Source organism: Actinomadura sp. 3N508, from assembly GCF_044326375.1.
Taxonomy (GTDB): Bacteria; Actinomycetota; Actinomycetes; order Streptosporangiales; family Streptosporangiaceae; genus Spirillospora.
On the sequence record NZ_JBIRAX010000002.1, the window covers coordinates 562,155 to 581,556 of the forward strand.

Below are 19,402 nucleotides of genomic sequence, written 5' to 3' on the forward strand. Positions count from 1 at the left end.
CGGGGGACGGTCAGATCCGCAGCGGGAAACCGCCGCCGACGACGAGGGTCTCGCCGGTGACGAAGGCCGCGGCCTCCGAGGCGAGGAAGAGCGCGGGGCCGACCAGGTCCGCGGTCCGGCCCTGCCGCCCGATCAGCTGTTTGGTCGAGATGAAGTCCTCCAGCAGCGCCGGTGGCAGGTCGGCCATGGCGGAGTCGGTGTCCATCGGCCCGGGGGCGACGCAGTTGACCCGGATCCCGTCGGCGGCGAGCTCGGCGGCGAGCGCGGTGGTCACGCCCCGCACGGCCAGCTTCGTGACGCCGTACACGTCCCGGGGCGCGATGCCGGACACCGACGAGACGTTGATGATGCTGGCGTTCGGGGACTCCGCCAGCCACGGCCGGGCACTGCGGGCGCATCGCACCAGGCCGACGACGTTGACCGACAGGATGGACATCCAGCCGGCGCTGTCGATCTCGGTGGCCGGGCGGGACCAGGCCATCAGGTGGAGGCCGGCGTTGTTGACCAGGCAGTCGATCCGGCCGGCCCAGCTTGCGATCTCCTCCATCGCCGACTGGACGGACGCGTCGTCGCCGACGTCGCAGCGCACCCCGCGGGCGACGTCCTGTCCGAGCTCGGCGGCGGTGGCTTCGGCCTGTTCGAGGTCGAGGTCCGCGAGCGCGACCCGGGCACCGTCGGCGACCCACGCCTCGGCGAGGGTGCGTCCGATTCCCCGGGCGCCTCCCGTGATCACCACCAGCGGTTTGCCCGCCATCAGCCGCAGCTCGGCTGGTAGGTGGCCCAGTTCTGCCCGGGCTGGTTCTGCGCGTCGAAGGTGCGCAGGACGATCCCGCACAGCCCGTCGGACCCGATGTGCTTGTCGGCGCTGAACGACATCGTGAATCCCGTGCCGCCGAAGCTGGCCTCGAACTTGGAGACCTTCTGCAGCGCGGTGTTGATCGCCTTCGAGTCGGCGTCGGAGCCGGCGTCCTTGAGTACCTTCGCGACCAGGTGGACGCTGTCGTAGCCCTGTGCCGAGAACGCCGTGAGCGCCTTGAACTTGCCGCCGTAGCGGGACTTCAGCTTGGTGATGAGCTCGTTGGAACGGGTGTTCTGCGGAGAGATGGCGCTCGCGTACACCAGGCCGTCCAGGGTTCCCGGCTTGGCCAGCGCCCAGGTCTGGGGCTGGTTGCCGATCGAGGCGAGCGAGAACCGCGGCGTGGTCGGCAGCGCCTGCTTGAGGGCGTTCTGGAAGAGGATCTCCAGCTGACCGCCCAGCGAGGAGACCAGCACGGCGTCCGGCTTGGACCGGCTCAGCCGGCTGACCTGCGAGGTGACGTCCGTGGCGGTCATCGGCGCCTTCTCGTTGGCCACCAGATCCACGCCCGCCTTCTCCAGCGTCGGCAGCAGCGCGTCGTTGAGGCCCGCCATCGTCGGTGAGTCGTCGGTGAGCACGGCCACCCGCTTGTAGCCGGCCTTGGTGAAGGCGGCGCCGTAGACGGTGCCCACGTCGGTCACCGGGTTGGCCAGGATGTAGGAATAGGCGTTGTTCGGCGGCTGCGCGATCGCGCCGAGGATGTTGGTCGGCGAGATGGTCGCGACGTTCTCCTGATTGGCGACCGGCTTGACCTGCGCGGCCGACGCGGAGCCGGAGTTCATCAGGATGACCCGGGCCTTCTCGTTGACCAGCCTGCGCACGAGCGCGGGCGACTGGCTGGGTTCGCCGCCGTCGCTGAACCGGACGAGCTTCAGCTTCTTCCCGTCGACGCCGCCGCCCTCGTTGATCTCCGACAGCGCCAGCTCGATCCCCAGGGTCGCCTCGGCGGACGTCGCGGCGGTGCCGCCCGCGGTGTCCTCGATCATGCCGAGGACGATCTCGTCGCCGTTCCCGGAAGAGCCACTGCAGGCGGTGAACGAAAGGGTCATCGCGGCCGCGGCTAGGCTCACCCCCAGAATCCGAGTTCTATCCGCCATGGCGAGCCTCCATCGTGTGCAGTTCCGAGGGGTGGGGTGATGGTGTTCCGGATGGTGTTCTCATGTCAGAACGATGTTCTGCATAACGTAAGCCAGTGCGTAGGAGCACGTCAACCACCTGAGAAACCCGATTTCACGGTGGCCAGAGGGCACCGGCGAGCATCTGTAGCCAAGCGAGCCTCAGGACGAACCAAAGGGCGACGACGAGACGCTCACCGCAGCGCGGATCGGCCGAGGAGGTGCTTGCCCATCTGCAGAACCTGGATCTGCGAGGTGCCCTCCGGGATCGTCGCCTCACGGGCGTCACGGAAGTACCGCTCGACGGGGAACTCCTCCATGAGGCCGGCGCCGCCGTGCACCTGCAGCGCCAGCGTCGCGCTGCGTCCAGCGGTTTCACCGCAGTAGTACTTCGCCATCGAGCACTCGTAGCGTCCGTCTCCCCCCGCGTCCAGGACGCGGGCGGCGTCATACCCGAGGAGCCGGGCGGTCTGGGTGCCGACGGCGATATCGACCACCATCTGCTGGACGAGCTGGAACTCGGCCAGGCTCTTGCCGAACTGGCTGCGCTCCCGGCTGAACTTCACCGCCGCCTCCAGGCACGCCTGCGAGAGGCCGACCGCGCCCATGGCCATGTTCAGCCGTCCCTGGTTGACGGCGGCCATCGCGAGCCCGAACCCGGAGCCGGGCTCACCGAGCAGGTTCTCGGCAGGGACGCGCACGTCGTCGAAGACGAGCTCGCAGCTGGTGGTGCTGCGCACCGGCATGTGCGCGATGTCGTCGACCTCGTACGGCGACTCGGCCCGGTCGACCAGGAACGCCGAGACCCCGCGGTCCGTGCCGTCCTCGTCAAGCTGGCGCGCGAGCAGGATCCCGAAGTCGGAGTGCATGGCGTTGGTGATGTAGAGCTTGCGGCCGTTGAGCACGAACGAGTCGCCGTCGCGGCGGCCGGTGCCGCGCAGCGCGCCCGCGTCCGAGCCGGCCTCCGCCTCGGTGAGCGCGAACCAGCCGAACCGGGACGCGGCGAGCATCGGATCCAGGAACCGGGCGCGCTGCCCGGGGGTACCGGCCCGGCTGAGCAGCATCGCGACCATTCCCTGGACGTTGACCGTGGTCCGCAGCGAGCCCCAGCAGCGGCCGGCCTCCTCCATGAGGATGGCCTGCACCATCGCGCTCACCTGGTCACCGCCGTGCTCACGGGCGACCGCGCCGCGGACGTATCCGAACTCGTAGAGCTCGCCGAGCACCTCCCAGGGGAACTCGCGGCGCTGCTCGTACTCCGCCACGACCGGCGCGATCTCGGCGTCGAGGTACCGGCGCAACGCCTGCTGGAGGTCCCGCTCTTCGGTGTTCAGCACGATTGACATCCGGCTTCCTTTCCCTAATCTTGTTCACTAACAAGAACATCGAACTATATACAGAACGTCCTGTCGAGAGGGTCGGACATGAGCGCCACAGCTGTCATCGTCGATGCGGTACGCACCCCGATCGGACGCCGCAACGGCTCCCTGGCGGGCGTCCACCCGGTGGACCTGACCGCGCACGTGCTGACCGCGATCCTCGATCGCAACGGTCTCGCCCCGGATCAGGTGGACGACGTCGTCTGGGGCTGCGTCACCCAGATCGGCGCCCAGTCGAGCAACGTCGGCCGCCTCGGCGCGCTCGCCGCGGGCTGGCCGGAGTCGGTCCCGGGGACCACGGTCGACCGCGCTTGCGGCTCCAGCCAGCAGGCGCTCCACTTCGCCGTCGGCGCCGTGGTCTCCGGGCAGCAGGACGTCGTGGTCGCCGGCGGCGTCGAGTCGATGTCGATGGTGCCGATCGGATCGGCGCGCGCGGTCGGCGACCCGTACGGGCCGCGAGTGCGGGCCCGCTACGGCACCGACAGGTTCAGCCAGGGCATCGGCGCTGAGATCATCGCCGACCGCTGGAAGCTGAGCCGGATCGAGCTCGACGAGCTCTCCCTCCGCTCGCACGAGCTGGCCGCCGCCGCCACCGACAGCGGCGCCTTCACACGGCAGCTCGCCCTTGTCGATCTGGCTGAGGGGGCACTGGCCATCGACGAGGGCATCCGCCGGGACACCTCGGCGGAAAGGCTCGCGGCGCTCAAACCGGCCTTCCAGGACGACGGCGTGGTCACCGCCGGCAACGCGTCGCAGATCTCCGACGGCGCCGCCGCGCTGCTGGTCATGACCGAGCGCAAGGCGACCGAGCTCGGATTGCGCCCGCTGGCCGCCTTCCGGCACGGCGTGGTCGTCGGCGACGACCCGGTCACCATGCTCACCGGGCCGATCCCCGCCACCCGCAAGCTCCTCGCCCGCGCGGGTCTCGGCATCGGCGATATCGACGCGTTCGAGGTGAACGAGGCGTTCGCCTCGGTGGTCGCCGCCTGGCAGCGGGAGACCGGGGCCGACCCCGCCCGGGTCAACCCGCTCGGCGGCGCCATCGCGGTGGGGCACCCGCTCGGCGGGTCCGGCGCGATCTTGACGACCCGCCTCGTGCACCACCTCCGTGACCAGGACCTCCGCTTCGGCCTGCAGACCATGTGCGAGGCCGGCGGGATGGCCAACGCCACGCTCATCGAGCGCTGGTCGTGAACGGCGTCGTCCCGGCTCCGCGGGCCCGACGCCGGCCGTGGCGGTGCTCCGGAACCGCAAAGCCCCGGCTTGTGGCGGTCAACGACCCGGAGTCTGCCGGATGGCATGCTCCCAGAACTGATTAGGACGCAGTGTGAAGATCGAGCTGTCCACCATCGTCGTCACCGGCGCCGCCTCCGGTCTCGGGCGGGCCACCGCCGACCTGCTGCTCGCCCGCGGCGCGAACGTGGTCGGGACCGACCTGCGGCCGCAGGCGGCGGACGCGGCCGCGATCCCGTTCGTCGAGGGCGACATCACCGATGAGGCCGCCATGAACGCGGTCTTCGACACCGCGCGGGAGCACTTCGGCGCCGTCCACGGGGTGGTCCACTGCGCCGGGCGCGGCGGGGACCGCGTGCGGATCCTCGACCGCGACGGCCGGCCCGGCTCGCTGGAAACGTTCGGCGACGTCGTCCGCACCAACCTCATCGGCACCTACAACGTGCTCCGGCTGGCCGCGCAGCGCCTCAGCCGCAACGACCTCGTCGACGGCGAGCGGGGAGCGATCGTGCTGACCGCCTCGGTGGCGGCCTTCGACGGCCAGATCGGGCAGACGTCGTACTCGGCGTCCAAAGCGGGCGTGCACGGCATGGTGCTGGTGGCAGCCCGGGACCTGGCCTCGCGCGGAATCCGGGTCAACGCGATCGCGCCCGGCATCTTCGACACGCCCATGCTGGCCCGGCTGCCGGAGTCGACCCGTGCATCGCTGTCCGCGACGGTTCCCTATCCGAAGCGGCTCGGCGACCCGGCCGAATACTCCGAGCTCGCTCTCCACCTGCTCTCCAACGGCTACCTCAACGGGGAGACGATCCGGCTGGACGGCGCGATCCGGATGGCGCCACGCTGACCCGGACAAGACCACACCGACGGCGAGGCGGGACCGGTGCGGTTCCGCCTCGCCGTTTCGCCGTGTGTCCCGTTCAGGCGGCTCAGGCCGTCGGTACCAGGCTGACCTGTCGCGCGAGCCGCTCCGCCTCGGTGGCCAGCTGCGCGACCCGCTGGCCGAGCCAGGACAGCGGGCCTTCGAGCGAGAAGCCGATCGCGCCGTAGGTCTGATGCGCTTGGTAGACCGCCTGCCGGGAGGCGCGCGCCGCGGCGCGCAGCGCGATGTGCACGCCGATCTCGGCAGCGCGCGGGTCGCCGGCGCCATCGAGCGCGTCCGCGGCCCGCCGCGTCAGCAGCATCGCCGCCCGAACCTGCGCGTCGACCTCGGCCAGCGGATGGGCGACGGCGGTGAAGTCGCCGATCCGGGTCCGGAACTGGGTGCGTTGTCCCGCATAGGCGACGACATCGGACAGCACGCGCTGGCCCGCGCCCGACAGATAGGCCGCCAGACCGAGCCGGGCCAGCAGCGCCCCGCGGGGCTCGACCAGCGACTCCGGGCTCGCGGGAACGAGTTCCGCGGCGACCACGGGCTCGTGGCCGAGGGAGACCCAGGCTTCTCGCACCTCGCCGAGCGAGACCAGCCGAACCCGCCAGCCGGCTTCGTCGTACGGGCCCAGCTCGAAGATCCGGTCAGCGGTGGCGCCCCACGGGATCGCCGTCGCGGTGCCGGCGGTCAGCACCAGCGTGCCGGCCATCGCCGCCTCCGCGTCCTCGGCCGGTAGCGCGTCCAAGGTCAGCAGGGTCTGCCACCACGGGCCCGGGCAGCCGCCCTGACCGAGCGCGTCGCCGGCCGCGACCACGTCCATGGCGCCGGCGCCGGACTCGGGTGCGGTGAGCGCCAGCGCTCCCGCCTCGGCGATCGCGGTCCATCGGCCCTGGGGGAAGACCGGCTTCGCCTCCGGTTCGGGCAGATCGGACAGGATGCGCGCCAATGTGCGCTGGAAATCGCGCTGTTCCTGAGAGTAGGACCAGTCAATGCTCATCGAGCCACCTCTTCAGCGCTCGCTTATCGATCTTCATCGCGGTGGTCAACGGCATCGCATCGCGGACGACGATCCGCTTGGGCACCTTGTACTTGGCGAGCCGTTCTCGGCAGTGGCGGTCCAGGTCGCCGACCAGGGCGTCCGCAGGCGCCGCCGCGGGCACCACCACCGCCTCGACCCGTTCACCCCAGTCGTGATCGGAGACCCCGACGACGGCGGCCTGCGCGACGTCCGGGTGCTCGCACAGCACCCGTTCCACCTCGATGGGGTAGACGTTCTCGCCGCCGGTGATGATCAGTTCTTTGAGCCGGCCGCGCAGCTCGATGCTGCCGTCAGGTGCGCGGACGGCCAGGTCGCCCGAGCGCACGCCCTCGTCGGGCACCGGCTGCAGCACCCCCTCGGCAAGGTAGCCCGCCATCTGCCACGGCGCCCGCACCACGAGCTCGCCGACCTCGCCCGCCTCGACCGGCTCACCGGCCGCCGAGACGATTCGCAACTCGGCGCCGGGAACCGGCCAGCCGATCCCGCTCATCTTCCCGCCGTTCTCCCACGAACGGAGCCGGGCCACCGCGCCGAACTCGGTGGCTCCGTAGCCGGTGATCAGCGTGGCGCCGCCGAAGCCGCGGCTGAGCCGCTCGGGCAGGTCGGGCTCGGAGGCGGTCGAGCCGAAGAGCACGGCGCGGACGTGTCCGGTACGGGACGGGTCGAACGCGGCATGGTCGAGGATCCGGTTGAGCGCGGTCGGGGGGCCGAACAGCCGGTTCGCGCGCCCGGCGAGCAGCAGGTCCACCGCCCGGCCGGCGTCGAAGCGGGGCTCGACCACCAGACCGCCTCCGGCGTACAGCGTCGAGAGCGCGCAGGTGGCGAGCGCGACGTGGAAGAACGGCGCGAAGTACAGCTCGGTGTCGGTGCGGCGCGCTTCGAGGACGAGCGCGCTGCAGGCGAGGTAGTCCACGAGCCCGGCGGTCGACCAGACCGCGCCGCGCGGCGTACCCGTCGTCCCGCCAGTGCCGAAGACGATCGCCGGCGCGTCGCCGGACGTCCGGTGGTGCTCCCAGGACGCGTCCGCCCCGGCGAGTTCGCCACTCGGGTAGGACGGCACCCGTGCCCGCGGGTGATGTCCGTCGCCGACCACGATCGCCGACGGCCGGACCGCCTCCAGGTATCGCGCCAGTTCGGCGGGCGCGAGCTTGACGTTCAGCGGCGCCGCCGTCGCACCGCAGGCCATGATCCCGATCAGGACGGCGAGGTGCTCCGCTCCCGGGTCCAGCGCCGTCCCGACCCGGTCGCCCGGGCCGACGCCACGGTCCGCCAGCGCGCCGCCGACCTGGCGCGCACGCCGCCACAGATCCGTCCAGCTCCAGGCGGTCACGGGATCGGCGACCGCCGGTGCCCGCGGGGTCTGCGACGCATGGCGGTGCACCACGTCCACGAACGAGCCGGTCATCGGCCACCGAGCCCGAACTCGGCGCGCGCCAGCACGCCGCGCATGATCTCCGACGTCCCGCCGGCCAGGGTCTCCATCATCGACTCGCGCCACAGGAAGGCCAGGTCGTCCTCGCGGCGAGTGGCCTCCAGGTGGCCGAGTTCCAGCGCCGCCCGCGCGATCTCCTGAGTCGCCCGCGACCCCACCAGCTTCACGCGCGCGGCCTCCGCGGTGCAGTCGGCGCCCTCCAGGGTGCGCGCCAACGCCTCGGCGGCAAGCACCTCGACCGCCTGGACGTCGACCGAGAGCTGCTCGATCCGGTCCCACAGCAGCGGGTCGCCGAGGAGGCCCTGCGCCCGTGCCCAGCACACCAGGCTCTCCAGGTCGCGGCGGACGCGGCCGGGCAGCACCATCAGGTGGCGTTCGACCGCCAGCGCTTCCCGGATCAGCCTCCAGGCCTGACCTTCCGCACCGACCCGGTCGGTCGCCGGCACGACCACGCCGTCGAGGAAGACCTCGTTGAGGCGGTGCCCGTCGATGGTCTCGATCGGCCTGATATCGACTCCGGCCGCTCGCAAGTCGAGGATGAGCAGCGTGTGCGGGTCGCCCTCGGCCACGCCGTCGGCCCGGCAGAGCAGCCAGAGGTAGTCGGAGTGGTGGGCGTCGGACGTCCAGCGCTTCTCCCCGGTGACCCGGTAGACGTCGCCGTCGCGGACCGCCCGGGTGCGCACGCCGCGCAGGTCCGAACCCGCCTCCGGCTCGGAGTAGCCGAGCGCGAAGGAGATGTCGCCGCGCGCGATCCCGGGCAGGAAGCGCTCCTTCTGGTCCGCGGTGCCGTGCACGACGAGCGTCTTCGCGACGATGCCGGCGGCGAGGTCGGGGCGTGCGGCGCGGGCGTAGGCGAGCTCGTCCCAGAGCACGAACTCGTGGACGAGCGTTCCCGGAGCGGTGCCGTCCTCACCGGGCCAGCCCAGCGACAGCCAGCCGCGCCGGCCGAGCTCGCGGTAGAGGTCGCGTGTCGCGCCGCCGCGGCCGTGGAAGAACTGACGTGGGTGAAGACCATCGCCGATCTCGTCCAGCAATGCCCTGATCTCGGCCCGGAAGGCGTCAACGTCGGCGGGCTCAGCCGTCATGACCGGCCGTCCACCGCGCCGGGCGCTTCTCGGCGAAGGCGCGGGCGCCCTCCAGGAAGTCGGGGTGCGACCAGTGCCGCTGAGCCTGTCGCCAGGCCTCCTCGGCGGCATCGTGCGGGCGACGGCCCAGCGAGTCCCACAGCAGAGCGCGGGACAACTCGACGGCTCGCGGCGAGTTCGCGGCGATGCAGGAAGCCACGTGCAGCGCGGTCGGCTCCAGTTCGGCGGCGGGGACCACCTCGTCGACCAGTCCGAGCGTGTACGCGCGCGCGGCGCCGAGCCGGAAGGAGGAGCCCTGAAGCGTCATCCGCATCGCCGTCCCGAAGGGCAGCCGGTGGGTCAGGCCGATGTTCTCGACCGCCCCGACCTGGCCGACGCTGACATGGGTGTCCAGGAACGTGGCGTGCTCGGCGGCGATCACCACGTCGGAGTCGACGACGAAGTGCAGCCCGCCTCCGGCCACGATGCCGTTGACCGCGCACACCACCGGCTTGCGGACGCCTGCGGCCACAGGCGACCAGACGATCGGTTCCTGCGCGGCGGCCGCGGACGGGGCCTCGCCGGTCTCGGCGATCTCCTTGACGTCGGCACCCGTGCAGAAGTGCCGGTCGCCCGAGCCGGTCAGCACCACGGCGCGGATATCGTCGTCCTCATTGACCCGTGCCCAGATGCGCGCCATCGGCTCGCGCATCCGGCGGCTCAGGGCGTTGCCGACCTCCGGCCGGTCGAGCCGGACGACGAGAACGCGGTCGACGGCCGAGACATCGAACCCGTCGTACCCCGCGGCGCCGCCGCGGTCGGACTGCGAAGGTGAAGTCATCGGACACTCATTCACTATAAAGAACGTTATTCACTAGAGAATACGAGCGTCGCGTGGCCGAGGTCAAGGACGCCCGGGCGCGCGGAAGACCGCACGGGCGTCGCAGAGCCCGTCGATCTCCGCCCTGTCCAGGCCCAGCTCCGCGAGCAGTTCGGCGGTGTCCGCCGCCTGCCCGCACCGGGGCCGGGCCACCGCGGGACTCGCCGAGAGCCGCGGCGCGGGCGCCGGCTGCGGCACGCCGTCCCAGTCCACGAAGACCTCGCGCACGGCGAGCTCGGGGTCGGCGACCGCCTCGGCCGGAGTGGAGACCGCGGTGACGCAGGCGTCGGTCCCGCGAAACCGCTCCACCCATTCGGCCCGGGTCCGGCAGGCGAAGATCTCGGCCATCGCGATCCGCTGCTCCGCCCAGCGGGACCGGTCGTGCTGTGGCCACTGGGCCGGATCAAGGCCGAGGCCGTCCATGAGCGCACGGTAGAAGGCGGGCTCGATCGCACCCACCGCGACGTACCGGCCGTCGGCCGTGCCGTAGGTGCGGTAGAAGGGCGCGGCCCCGTCCAGCAGGTTGGCGCCGCGCTCCGGACGCCAGGCGCCGGAGCCGAGCATGGCGTGGATCATCGTGGTCAGCGACGCCGCGCCGTCGACCATCGCGCAGTCGATCACCTGGCCCCGTCCGGTCCGCTCGCGCTGGATGAGCGCCGCGAGCACGCCGAGCACCAGGTAGGCGCCACCGCCGCCGAAGTCGGCCACGAGGTTCAGCGGGACGGCGGGCGGCCGGTCGGGGTCACCGATCGGGTGCAGCGCCCCGGAACGAGCGATGTAGTTGATGTCGTGCCCGACGGTCTGGGCGAGCGGTCCGTCCTGTCCCCAGCCGGTCGCCCGGCCGTAGACCAGCAGCGGATTGACCGTGTGCAGGTCCGCCGGCCCCAGGCCCAGGCGCTCCATCGCCCCCGGACGCATGCCTTCGAGGAGGACGTCCGCGGAGGCTGCGAGCCGGGTGGCTATCGCGCGCCCCTCCGGATGCTTCAGGTCTATTCCGATCGAGCGCTGGCCACGGGTCCGCGGATCATCGGCCAGCGCCGTGCCGATCACCCCGGCGGCCCCGGCGCGGTCGATACGGATCACCTCGGCGCCCAGGTCCGCGAGCAGCATCGCCGCGAACGGCACCGGGCCCAGCGCCGTGGGGAAGACCACGCGGATGCCGGTGAGCGCCTGCTCTCCGGTCGGAGGAACGAACGTCGGGAACAGGGCCAAACCGGTACCTACCTACTGAGTTGCCGCGACTGCATGCTGACCTCGCCGATCCGGTCGCAGACCTGGCGCAGCTGGGCGCCGTACTCGGCCGCGGTGTCGTCGTCGATGAGATTGGAGAAGACCACCGCGGCCACCACCAGGGTGACCCGCCCGTCGGCGTCGAAGATCGGGGCCGCGACCGTGGAGATGCCGAGCGCGTATCCCTCGTGGTCGACCGCCCATCCGCGCTCGCGGACCAGCTCCAGCTCCCGCCGGAACGCCGCGACGTCGGTGAGGCTCTTGGGGGTGAAGGCCTGCAGCCCGTGCCGCAGGACCAACTCGAGCGAGTGCGGGTCCTCGTAGGCGAGGAACGCGCGACCGAACGAGCCGCCCTGGATCGGGATCCGCTCGCCCGGCTGAAGGGTGATCCGGACCCGGTGGGGGCGCTCCAGCTTGTCCAGCAGCGAGATCTCCTCGGTGCTCACCCGCCGGTAGATCACGATGGTGGCCTGCAGTTTCTCCAGCAGCTCACCGAGGTAACGGCGGGCCAGGGAGAGCTCGCCGAACTGACCGCTCGCCGCCGCGCCCAGCTCGAGCAGGGCCGGGCCGAGCCGGTAGGTGCGCATCCGCTCGTCATAGTCGACGGCCTCAAGGTTGGTGAGGGTGCGCAGGATGTAGAAGACCGTGCTCTTGTTGATGCCGGTCGTCTCCACGATGTCGGCGAGCACCGAGGGTCCACCCTGCGCCAAGGCGCCAAGCACCGCGAAGGCACGTGTCACCGCGGGTGCCCGGTCCTTGTCATCGGCCATGGATGTCGTCCTTTCGGGGCCACGTGGTCAACAGCGCTTCCACAACGCGCGATACAGCCAGGAGAAATGATCCCAGACGTGCGCCGCCCTCCTCTCCGGAATCAAAGATCACGTTCACCGGCGAGCAGGCGGCGGGCGACGAGCCGGCGCAGGATCTCCGCGGACCCGTCGGCGATCTGGACGGTGCGGACCATCTGCCATGCCTCGGCCATCCCCACCTCGGTCGTGATGCCCATCCCGCCCAGGGTCTGCATCGCCCGGTCGATCGTCCGAGTCGCCATCTCGGTGGAGAGGATCTTGCACATCGCCGACTCCTTGAGGGCGCCTTCGCCGGCGTCGATCCGGGCGGCGGTGTCCAGGCCGAGGACGTGCGCGGCGTGTACGTACGTCGCCGATTCCGCCAGCGGGAACATCACTCCCTGGTGCTCGGCCAGCACCTTCCCGAAGGAGCGCCGCTCCGAGGCGTAGTCGAGCGCCTGGTCGAGCGCCCAGCGCGCCAGCCCGACGGACTTGGCGCAGTTGTACATCCGGCCCAGGCTGATCCCGCCCAGGCCGATGCCGGCCGCCCGGCCCTCCTCACCCACGAGCAGCTCGGCCGCCACGGGGACGTCGTCGAGCGAAATGATCGCGTGGTTGCCGCCGCTCTCGCCGTACAGGCCGATGACGCTGTCCACCCGGAGCCCGGGCGCGTCCGCGTCGACGAGGAAGGCAGAGAGGCCGCCGCTGCGCTCGGCCAGCGCGGCCGGGTCGGTCACCGCGAAGACGAGGCCGTAATCGGCGTAGGGACCGTTCGTCGTCCACTGTTTGGTGCCGGTCAAACGCCATCCGCCGGACGGGTCGGGCACCGCCCTGGTCCGCATCGACCAGGCGTCGGACCCCGCCTCGGGCTCCGACATCATGAAGCACATCGTCTTCTCGCCGGACATCAAGCCCGGCAGCACCCGATCGCGAACGTCCGCGGAGACCAGCCCGAAGACAAAGCTCGGGCCGGTCGCCCAATGCGCCAGCGCCTCATGGGCGAGCCAGCGATGCGGCCCGCTCAGCCGGTAGATCAGCTCCCAGGCGGCATACGTCGTGACGGCTCCCTGACCGCCGCCGCCGAGATCCTCCGGTGCGGTCATCGTGAAGAAACCGGCCTCCGCGGACGAAGTACGGACCTGGCGGCGAAGCTCCTCGACCTGGGGCACGTGCCGCCCGGTGTCGTCGTAGCGGCGGCGCGGGTCGTTGAGGACGGCCGAGTGCTCCTCGTGCAGCGGGAAGACCTCTGCCTGAAGGAAGCCCTCCAGGCCGCTCAGGATCGCGGACGTCTCCTCGGACAATCCGGTCATCGCCATGACCAACTCCCTTTTTGAACGCCGTTCTGAATATAGAATAACATGGCCGGGCCAGCCTGGGACGTCCGAGGAGGACACATGGAGAAGGACACAGGTGCCGCCGTCCTGGTGGACGCGCACGAGGGGATCCTCACGATCACGCTGAACCGGCCCGAGAAGCGCAACGCGGTCAACCGTCCGGTCGCCGAGGCCGTCTCCGCGGCACTGGACCGGCTGGAGGACGACGACGCGCTGCGGGTGGGCGTGATCACGGGCGCCGGCGGCACGTTCTGCGCTGGACTCGACCTGGACGCGTTCGCCCGCGGCGAGACCGCCCGCTCGGCGACCCGTGGTTTTGCCGGCATCGTGGAGCGCCCGCCGTCAAAGCCCCTGATCGCGGCCGTGGAAGGCTGGGCGCTCGGCGGGGGGTTCGAGATCCTGCTCTCCTGCGACCTCCGGGTCGCCTCCTCGACCGCCGTCCTCGGCCTGCCCGAGGTCAAGCGCGGACTGGTGGCCCGTGGCGGCGGAGCACTCCGCCTTCCGCACCACCTGCCGCGCGGCCGCGCCCTGGAACTGCTGCTCACCGGCGACCCGATCACCGCCGCGGACGCCCACGCCTACGGGCTGGTGAACCGGCTGACCGAGCCGGGCCGGGCACTGAAGGTCGCCCAGGACCTCGCGCGCACCATCTCGGCGAACGCCCCGATGGCAGTGTCCGCGGCGAAGCAGATCATCACCGAGGCGCCGGGCTGGCAGCCCGACGAGGCGTTCCGCCGCCAAGGCGAGATCCTCGCCCCGGTCTTCGACTCCGCCGACGCCCGCGAGGGCGCCCTCGCCTTCAAGGAGAAACGAGCCCCCGTCTGGCAGGGCCGATAGGCAGAACCTCAAACGCCCACAACAACTCGGTATGCCGACACAGCGATACTCGGGGTACATCGGATCCGCTGCACGTCGCCGGTCGTGGTCCTCGGAGCTTTCCGTTATCGACCTCGGCCTGGCGGACCCAGAAACGCCGCACCGAGGGCTTGGGCTCAGGCGAGGTGGAAGGCGAGCAGTGTGTTGCCATGTGCGGCGGCGAGGGTGTGGCCGTTGGTGCTGAGTTCCCATTGCCTGTTGGAGGCAGGGGTTGTTACGGGGTAGTTCCAGATGATTCGCCCTGTCTTGGCGTCCCAGGCGTAGAGCCCCGAGCCCGTGCCGCCTGCCACGCCGAGGCAGATCAGCCCGCCGGCAACGACCAGTGGGGCGGTGCCGGGCGCGGGGGTGTCGGCGGACCAGAGACGCCTGCCGGTGCGGGCATCGAGGGCGACCAGTTGTGGGCTGTCCAGGACGTAGGCGTATCTCCCGTCGACCAGGAAGTTTCCTGCCCGGCCACCGGGTGGGGTCGGCGTGTAGGTCCACCGCTGCCGGCCGGTGGCCGCGTCCAGGGCGTAGATGGTCGGCCCGTTCATGTAGACCAGTCCGTTGGCCACGGTCACGTTGAGCAAGAGCGCGTTCTTGCCGTCTGGGTCCCTTGCGGCGTTGGGGAGGTCGGCGCTCCAGACCTTCTGGCCGGTGTCGACCGACAGCGCGTCGAGAGTGGTGTGAGAAGGGCTCCTGAAGATCAGGTCACCGTTACCCGGCACCATGAGCATCGTCTCGCGCGGACTGGACCACCGGACCGCGCCCGTCGTGATGTCGAGAGCGATGTGTCGGCTCTCGCCTTTCTCCCTGGCTGCCTCGCCGAGAAGGGTGCGGCCCTGGATGCCGTAGAGAACGGTGTACGACGCCTGCGGCCACTGGCGAATCCAGAGCCGGCGGCCGGTGCCGGGATCCAGGCCGGTGATCGTCTGATCCCCGCTGAGGGCCAGCAGTTCGTTGGCCGAAATCATGAGTTCGGGATACCGATATTTCTCCGGTGCGTTGTAGGTCCACTCGACCGTCTGGGACTCGTCCATGGCGACGACCGTGCCTTCGGAGTTGGCCGTCGTATAGATGAGCGTCGGCCCGGCGGCCATCTCGCCGGTTTGCGACCAGATCTGCCGTCCGGTGGCCAGCGAGTAGCCGCGGGAATCGTCCTCGAAGACCTTGCGGGCGGTCGAGATGATCGATCGAGAGCGGACCAGGAGAGTTATGTCGTCCTCGTCCTGGATCGAGGTTCGCCACAGCAGCTTCGGCGGGGCGAGCCGGTGTCCCTTCGCGTCCTGGGTCGCGGCCAGTGCCGCGGCGGTTCCGCCGCCGATGGCGGCGAGCCCGGCGATGGCGGCCCCGCCGGCCAGCAGCCGTCGCCTGGTGCGGGCGACGGCGACCGTTCGCAGATCCAGGACGAGGGTGTCCTCCCGCTGCTGCAACACGTCGCCCATGTCGTCCGGGAGCCAGCCGGGCGTGACCGGCTGGGCGGCCGGCAGCGTCGGCAGCAACTTCGCGGGCGGGCGCCGGTCGGGATCCCGGCTGAGGCAGGCGCTCACCAGCTGCGCCAGGGAAGCCGGGACGCCGCGCAGGTCGGGTTCTTCGTGCAGGGTCCGATGGATGATCGTGGGAACCGCGTCCCTGCCGAACGGCGGGCGGCCGGTGGCGGCGAAGGCCAGCACGGCGCCGTAGGCGAACACGTCGGCGGCCGGCGTGAGCCGTGCTCCGTGGATCTGCTCGGGGGACATGTAGCCGGGAGAGCCGATGAACTGGCCCTCCGCGGTGAGCGTGGCGGTGCCGGCGGCCTTGCTGATGCCGAAGTCGATGACCTTGGGGCCGTCCTTGGCGAGCAGGATGTTGGCTGGTTTGAGGTCGCGGTGCAGCAGGCCCGCCTCGTGGATGGCGACCAGGGCCTCGCCCAGCCCGGCGCCGAGGGTGCGCAGCGGCGCCTCGGGCATGGGTCCGTACCGTTCGATCGTCTCCTTCAGGCTGAGGCCGTTGACGTACGCGATCGCCAGCCACGGGACGGTGCCGTCGGGTTCGGCCTCGACGACCGGGCTGGTGAACGCGCCGCTGACCTTCTGGGCGGCCTCGACCTCACCCCGGAATCTGGCGCGGAAACCGGGATCTCCGGCGAGCTCGGGCCGCAGGACCTTGATGGCCACCGCCCGTCCCGCCGGGGACGCGCCCAGGTAGACCACCCCCATGCCGCCCTCGCCCAGGCGCCGCAGCAGGCGGTACCGCCCGATGCGTTCGGGGTCGCCGGGCTCCAGCGCCGCCGCCGTCATCGCCCCGCCTGGAAGCGGTAGAGCCGCTCGTGGTCGGTCGCGAAGACCGACGAGCCGGACGCCGCGACCTCCCAGCCGCGCTGCGTGTCCGCCGGCCCCCGGTGCGCCCACAGTGCCCGGCCATCGGTCCCGGCGACGAGAATGCCCTGGGACGGGCCTGCCGGGTCGTTGAAGGCGGCCGCGACGAGGCCGCCGGTCGCCGCGACGTGTCCCCGGTCGTCGGCGAACGGTTCTGGACCGGCCAGCGTCCACCGGGCGGCGCCGGTCGCCTGGTCGTAGGCCTGGAGAACCTCTTCCTTGAAGATCACGTTGGCGCCTGCGGGAACGACGGTGTCGAATTGCTTGTCTGCGTCTCGCGACCACACGGGCCTCCCGGTGGCGGTGTCAACCGCCTGGAGGGTGTCGCCGAAGTTACCGAACACCCGTCCGCCGGCGACCACGATGTCCAGGCTCCGCCCGTCCCGGTTGCCGCCGCTTTCGTACCATGCGCGGACCCAGCGCTTGCGGCCCGTGGCGGGGTCCAGGGCGGTGAGGGAAGGCTCGGTACTGAGGTAGAGGCTGGACTGGTCGACCGCTCCGGAGGTCAGCCCTTCGCCGGAGAGGTGCCACCGAATCTCGCCGCTGGTCAGATCCAGCGCCCAGACGTCCCTGCTCGAACGCACGATGACCGTGTCGCCGACCACACCGAGGACGGACGAGGGGTTGACGTCGCGCGGCGTGGGAAGGTTCGTGGTCCTGCCGGTCGGAGCATCGACCAGCGTGATCGTCTGGTCCTCGAAGTCGCCGACCACGCCGCCGAGGACGACGAACGTCGATCCGCGGGCGGGGTTGCCCGAGTACGCGGCGTTGGCTTTGTCCTTCGCCCACAGTTGCCGCCCTGAGCCGGCGTCCACCCCGTACATCTCCTGTTCGCCGCCCCACAGCACGACACCGTCCGCCACCAGCACCATCGACGTCCCGGTGACAGGCCGAGGCGGGGTGAACGTCCACGCGGGCGGGGGCGCCGCGGCGGGGGCGGTGGCGCGGGGAGCGGGCCTGGCGGGCTTGGATCTCCCGCGGGTCAGCACCCAGCCCGTCGTCCCCGCGCCGATGCCGGCGACGGCGACCGCACCAGCCAGTCCCAGGAACCGGCGTCGCCCGACCCTGCCCGCCTCCGTGTCATCGACCCGCAGCGGCGGTGGGGGCGTGACCGGCTCCGACGCCACCTTGGTCGCCTCGGCCTCCCTGGCCGCCACCTCCTGACGCAGCGCGGGTGAGTTCAGTGCCTGGGGATCGGCAGGGGTCAGTGCGGCGAGCACGGACTCCAGGGCGGGACGTTCGGCCGGCTCCTTGGCCAGGCAGGCGGCCAGCAGTTCACGCAGTGACGCGGGCACGCCGTCGAGGCACGGCTCTTCGTACATGACCTCGTAAAGCACTCTGGCCGGGTCCCGCTCGCCGAACGGCTTGGCCCCCGAGGCCGCGTAGACCAGCACGGCCCCCAGCGAGAACACGTCCACCGCGGGCCCGGCGTCCGCGCTTCCGGCAATCTGCTCGGGAGCCATGTAGGCCAGCGTGCCGATCATGGCGCCGGTGCGGGTGAGCCGCGTGTCGTCGGTGACCTTGGCGATCCCGAAGTCGATGATCTTGGGGCCGTCCTCGGCCAGCAGGATGTTGCCGGGCTTCAGATCGCGGTGCACCAGGCCGACCCCGTGGATCGCTCGCAGCGCTTCCGCCAGTCCCGCGCCCAGAGCCCGGACGGCGGGCTCGGGCAACGTTCCGACGCTCGCGAGGGCCTCGCTGAGCGTGGGCGCAGGGACGTAGCCGGCGGCGAACCAGGGCTGTGGCGCGTCGGCGTCGGAGTCCAGCACCGGGGCCGTGTACAGCCCACTCACCTTGCTCGCGGCGGCGACCTCGCGGCGAAATCGCACCCGGAAGGCCGCGTCGTCGGCGAACTCCCGCCGGATGAGCTTCAGTGCGGCCAGGCGGGCGCCCGGCGACCGCGCGAGAAAGACGATCCCCATCCCGCCCGCGCCGAGCCGGGCGAGGATCCGGTACGGCCCGACCCACACGGGGTCCCCCGGTTGCAGCGACCGCACGCCCACCCCCACTTCAAATGAACATATGTATCTATACGTTCATGAGGACGCACACAACCCGGCGCAGTTCAGCTCTCCCACCTCAACCAGTCCCCGGCCCTGGTGGAGCCGAGGACGCCCACCAACGACGGTGCGCTCGCCGCTACGCCCTGGTTCGTCCACCAGGGGCTCTTGGAGCGGGGCGGCCGTTGGGCGGTTCACGCTTGCCGCCACACGCCACCTACGGGCGACGATCGGATCACGCCGGGGCGTAGTCGGCGAGTGAGGGCTCCAGCAGGGCGAATGCGCGGTCGGCCTCGGCGGTGACGGTGGCGGAGATCCGGGCGTTGTCCTGGCCCGCGAGGGTGAGTTCCTGGATGCGCTGGAACAGGGTGCGGTGGACGGCGCCCAGCAGGGCGGCGGCGGCGCGGGGGGTGATGTCGTCGCGGGTGGCGCCGGTGGCCTCGGTCAGGGCGTCGGCCAGGGCCGCCTCGCGCAGGTCGTGCAGGTCGCGCAGGCGGGTGGAGAGGGTGGGGCTGTCGGCGATCATGCGGGCGAAGTCGGGGCCGGAGAACCCGGCGACCGGGTCGGCGGCCGTGGCCGCGGCGGTGAATGCTCGGTGAAGCGCGGTCAGGGCCGACTCGCCGGATCGGCGGGCGGTCACGGTGCGGGCCAGGGAGGCGATGAAGGCGTCCTGGTGGTCCAGGGCCAGGTCTTCCTTGCGCGGGAAGTAGTTGGTCACCGTCTTCTTGGCGACCCGTGCGGCGGCGGCGATCTCGGCGATGGTGGTCTGCTCGAAGCCCTGGGCGATGAACAGGCGGGTGGCGTGGTCGGAGATGAGCCGCCGGGTCTCCTGCTTCTTCGATTCCCGCAGGCCGGAGGTGGGTGCGGACGAGGTGGCGTCGGTAGTCATGGGGCAATCTTACGCTCATAGTATTTTTATGTTGACACTATCAGGGAACCAGGCTAAGTTTACGTCCGTCGTAAGTTTTT

At 71.2% G+C, this 19,402-nt stretch carries 16 protein-coding genes; 3 read left to right on the forward strand and 13 right to left on the reverse strand.

Annotation, left to right across the window (positions count from 1 at the left end; all coding sequences use genetic code 11):
- Positions 1–10: 10 nt before the first annotated feature.
- The 3 genes from ACH34S_RS08930 to ACH34S_RS08940 form a co-directional block, all read right to left on the reverse strand.
- Positions 11–754 (reverse strand): SDR family NAD(P)-dependent oxidoreductase, encoded by a 744-nt coding sequence (locus tag ACH34S_RS08930; RefSeq protein WP_395951994.1) that lies wholly within the window; start codon positions 752–754, stop codon positions 11–13.
- Positions 754–1,926 carry an ABC transporter substrate-binding protein gene (locus tag ACH34S_RS08935; RefSeq protein ID WP_395951995.1) on the reverse strand — a complete coding sequence of 391 codons (1,173 nt, stop codon included), beginning with the start codon at positions 1,924–1,926 and terminating at the stop codon, positions 754–756. Before ACH34S_RS08935 ends, ACH34S_RS08930 begins: the two co-directional genes overlap by 1 nt.
- 239 nt (positions 1,927–2,165) lie before the next feature.
- Positions 2,166–3,317 carry an acyl-CoA dehydrogenase family protein gene (locus ACH34S_RS08940; RefSeq protein ID WP_395951996.1) on the reverse strand — a complete coding sequence of 384 codons (1,152 nt, stop codon included), beginning with the start codon at positions 3,315–3,317 and terminating at the stop codon, positions 2,166–2,168.
- A gap of 78 nt (positions 3,318–3,395) precedes the next feature.
- Here ACH34S_RS08940 and ACH34S_RS08945 point away from each other — a divergent pair, with 78 nt between their 5' ends.
- The gene (locus tag ACH34S_RS08945; protein ID WP_395951998.1) at positions 3,396–4,544 is read left to right on the forward strand and encodes a thiolase family protein; all 1,149 of its coding nucleotides are present in this window, start codon (positions 3,396–3,398) and stop codon (positions 4,542–4,544) included.
- 133 nt (positions 4,545–4,677) lie between these two features.
- Positions 4,678–5,430, forward strand: coding sequence for an SDR family oxidoreductase (locus ACH34S_RS08950; RefSeq protein ID WP_395952000.1), 753 nt, complete (start codon positions 4,678–4,680; stop codon positions 5,428–5,430).
- Positions 5,431–5,512: 82 nt separating this feature from the next.
- Here ACH34S_RS08950 and ACH34S_RS08955 read toward each other — a convergent pair whose 3' ends face one another.
- The 7 genes from ACH34S_RS08955 to ACH34S_RS08985 form a co-directional block, all read right to left on the reverse strand.
- Positions 5,513–6,451 carry an acyl-CoA dehydrogenase family protein gene (locus ACH34S_RS08955; protein WP_395952001.1) on the reverse strand — a complete coding sequence of 313 codons (939 nt, stop codon included), beginning with the start codon at positions 6,449–6,451 and terminating at the stop codon, positions 5,513–5,515.
- Positions 6,441–7,898: a class I adenylate-forming enzyme family protein gene (locus ACH34S_RS08960; RefSeq protein WP_395952003.1), complete on the reverse strand. Its 1,458-nt coding sequence runs from the start codon at positions 7,896–7,898 to the stop codon at positions 6,441–6,443. The genes ACH34S_RS08955 and ACH34S_RS08960 overlap by 11 nt, the downstream gene beginning before the upstream one ends.
- A complete protein-coding gene (locus tag ACH34S_RS08965; protein ID WP_395952005.1) occupies positions 7,895–9,010 on the reverse strand; it encodes an acyl-CoA dehydrogenase family protein in 1,116 nt (371 codons plus the stop codon). The genes ACH34S_RS08960 and ACH34S_RS08965 overlap by 4 nt, the downstream gene beginning before the upstream one ends.
- Positions 9,000–9,830, reverse strand: coding sequence for an enoyl-CoA hydratase/isomerase family protein (locus tag ACH34S_RS08970; protein WP_395952006.1), 831 nt, complete (start codon positions 9,828–9,830; stop codon positions 9,000–9,002). The genes ACH34S_RS08965 and ACH34S_RS08970 overlap by 11 nt, the downstream gene beginning before the upstream one ends.
- A 63-nt stretch (positions 9,831–9,893) precedes the next feature.
- Positions 9,894–11,081 carry a CaiB/BaiF CoA transferase family protein gene (locus ACH34S_RS08975; RefSeq protein WP_395952007.1) on the reverse strand — a complete coding sequence of 396 codons (1,188 nt, stop codon included), beginning with the start codon at positions 11,079–11,081 and terminating at the stop codon, positions 9,894–9,896.
- 8 nt (positions 11,082–11,089) lie between these two features.
- A complete protein-coding gene (locus ACH34S_RS08980) occupies positions 11,090–11,869 on the reverse strand; it encodes an IclR family transcriptional regulator (RefSeq protein ID WP_395952008.1) in 780 nt (259 codons plus the stop codon).
- Between the two features lie 101 nt (positions 11,870–11,970).
- The gene (locus ACH34S_RS08985; RefSeq protein ID WP_395952009.1) at positions 11,971–13,203 is read right to left on the reverse strand and encodes an acyl-CoA dehydrogenase family protein; all 1,233 of its coding nucleotides are present in this window, start codon (positions 13,201–13,203) and stop codon (positions 11,971–11,973) included.
- Positions 13,204–13,281: 78 nt separating this feature from the next.
- Here ACH34S_RS08985 and ACH34S_RS08990 point away from each other — a divergent pair, with 78 nt between their 5' ends.
- Positions 13,282–14,058, forward strand: coding sequence for a crotonase/enoyl-CoA hydratase family protein (locus ACH34S_RS08990; protein ID WP_395952010.1), 777 nt, complete (start codon positions 13,282–13,284; stop codon positions 14,056–14,058).
- Between the two features lie 155 nt (positions 14,059–14,213).
- Here the strand turns inward: ACH34S_RS08990 and ACH34S_RS08995 are convergent, their stop codons facing one another.
- The 3 genes from ACH34S_RS08995 to ACH34S_RS09005 all read right to left on the reverse strand — a co-directional run bounded on the left by ACH34S_RS08995 (position 14,214) and on the right by ACH34S_RS09005 (position 19,322).
- Positions 14,214–16,355 carry a PQQ-binding-like beta-propeller repeat protein gene (locus ACH34S_RS08995; RefSeq protein WP_395952011.1) on the reverse strand — a complete coding sequence of 714 codons (2,142 nt, stop codon included), beginning with the start codon at positions 16,353–16,355 and terminating at the stop codon, positions 14,214–14,216.
- On the reverse strand, positions 16,352–18,442 hold the full coding sequence (locus ACH34S_RS09000) for a PQQ-binding-like beta-propeller repeat protein (RefSeq protein WP_395952012.1): 2,091 nt from the start codon (positions 18,440–18,442) through the stop codon (positions 16,352–16,354). Before ACH34S_RS09000 ends, ACH34S_RS08995 begins: the two co-directional genes overlap by 4 nt.
- 226 nt (positions 18,443–18,668) lie before the next feature.
- Positions 18,669–19,322: a TetR/AcrR family transcriptional regulator gene (locus tag ACH34S_RS09005; protein ID WP_395952013.1), complete on the reverse strand. Its 654-nt coding sequence runs from the start codon at positions 19,320–19,322 to the stop codon at positions 18,669–18,671.
- Positions 19,323–19,402: the final 80 nt, after the last annotated feature.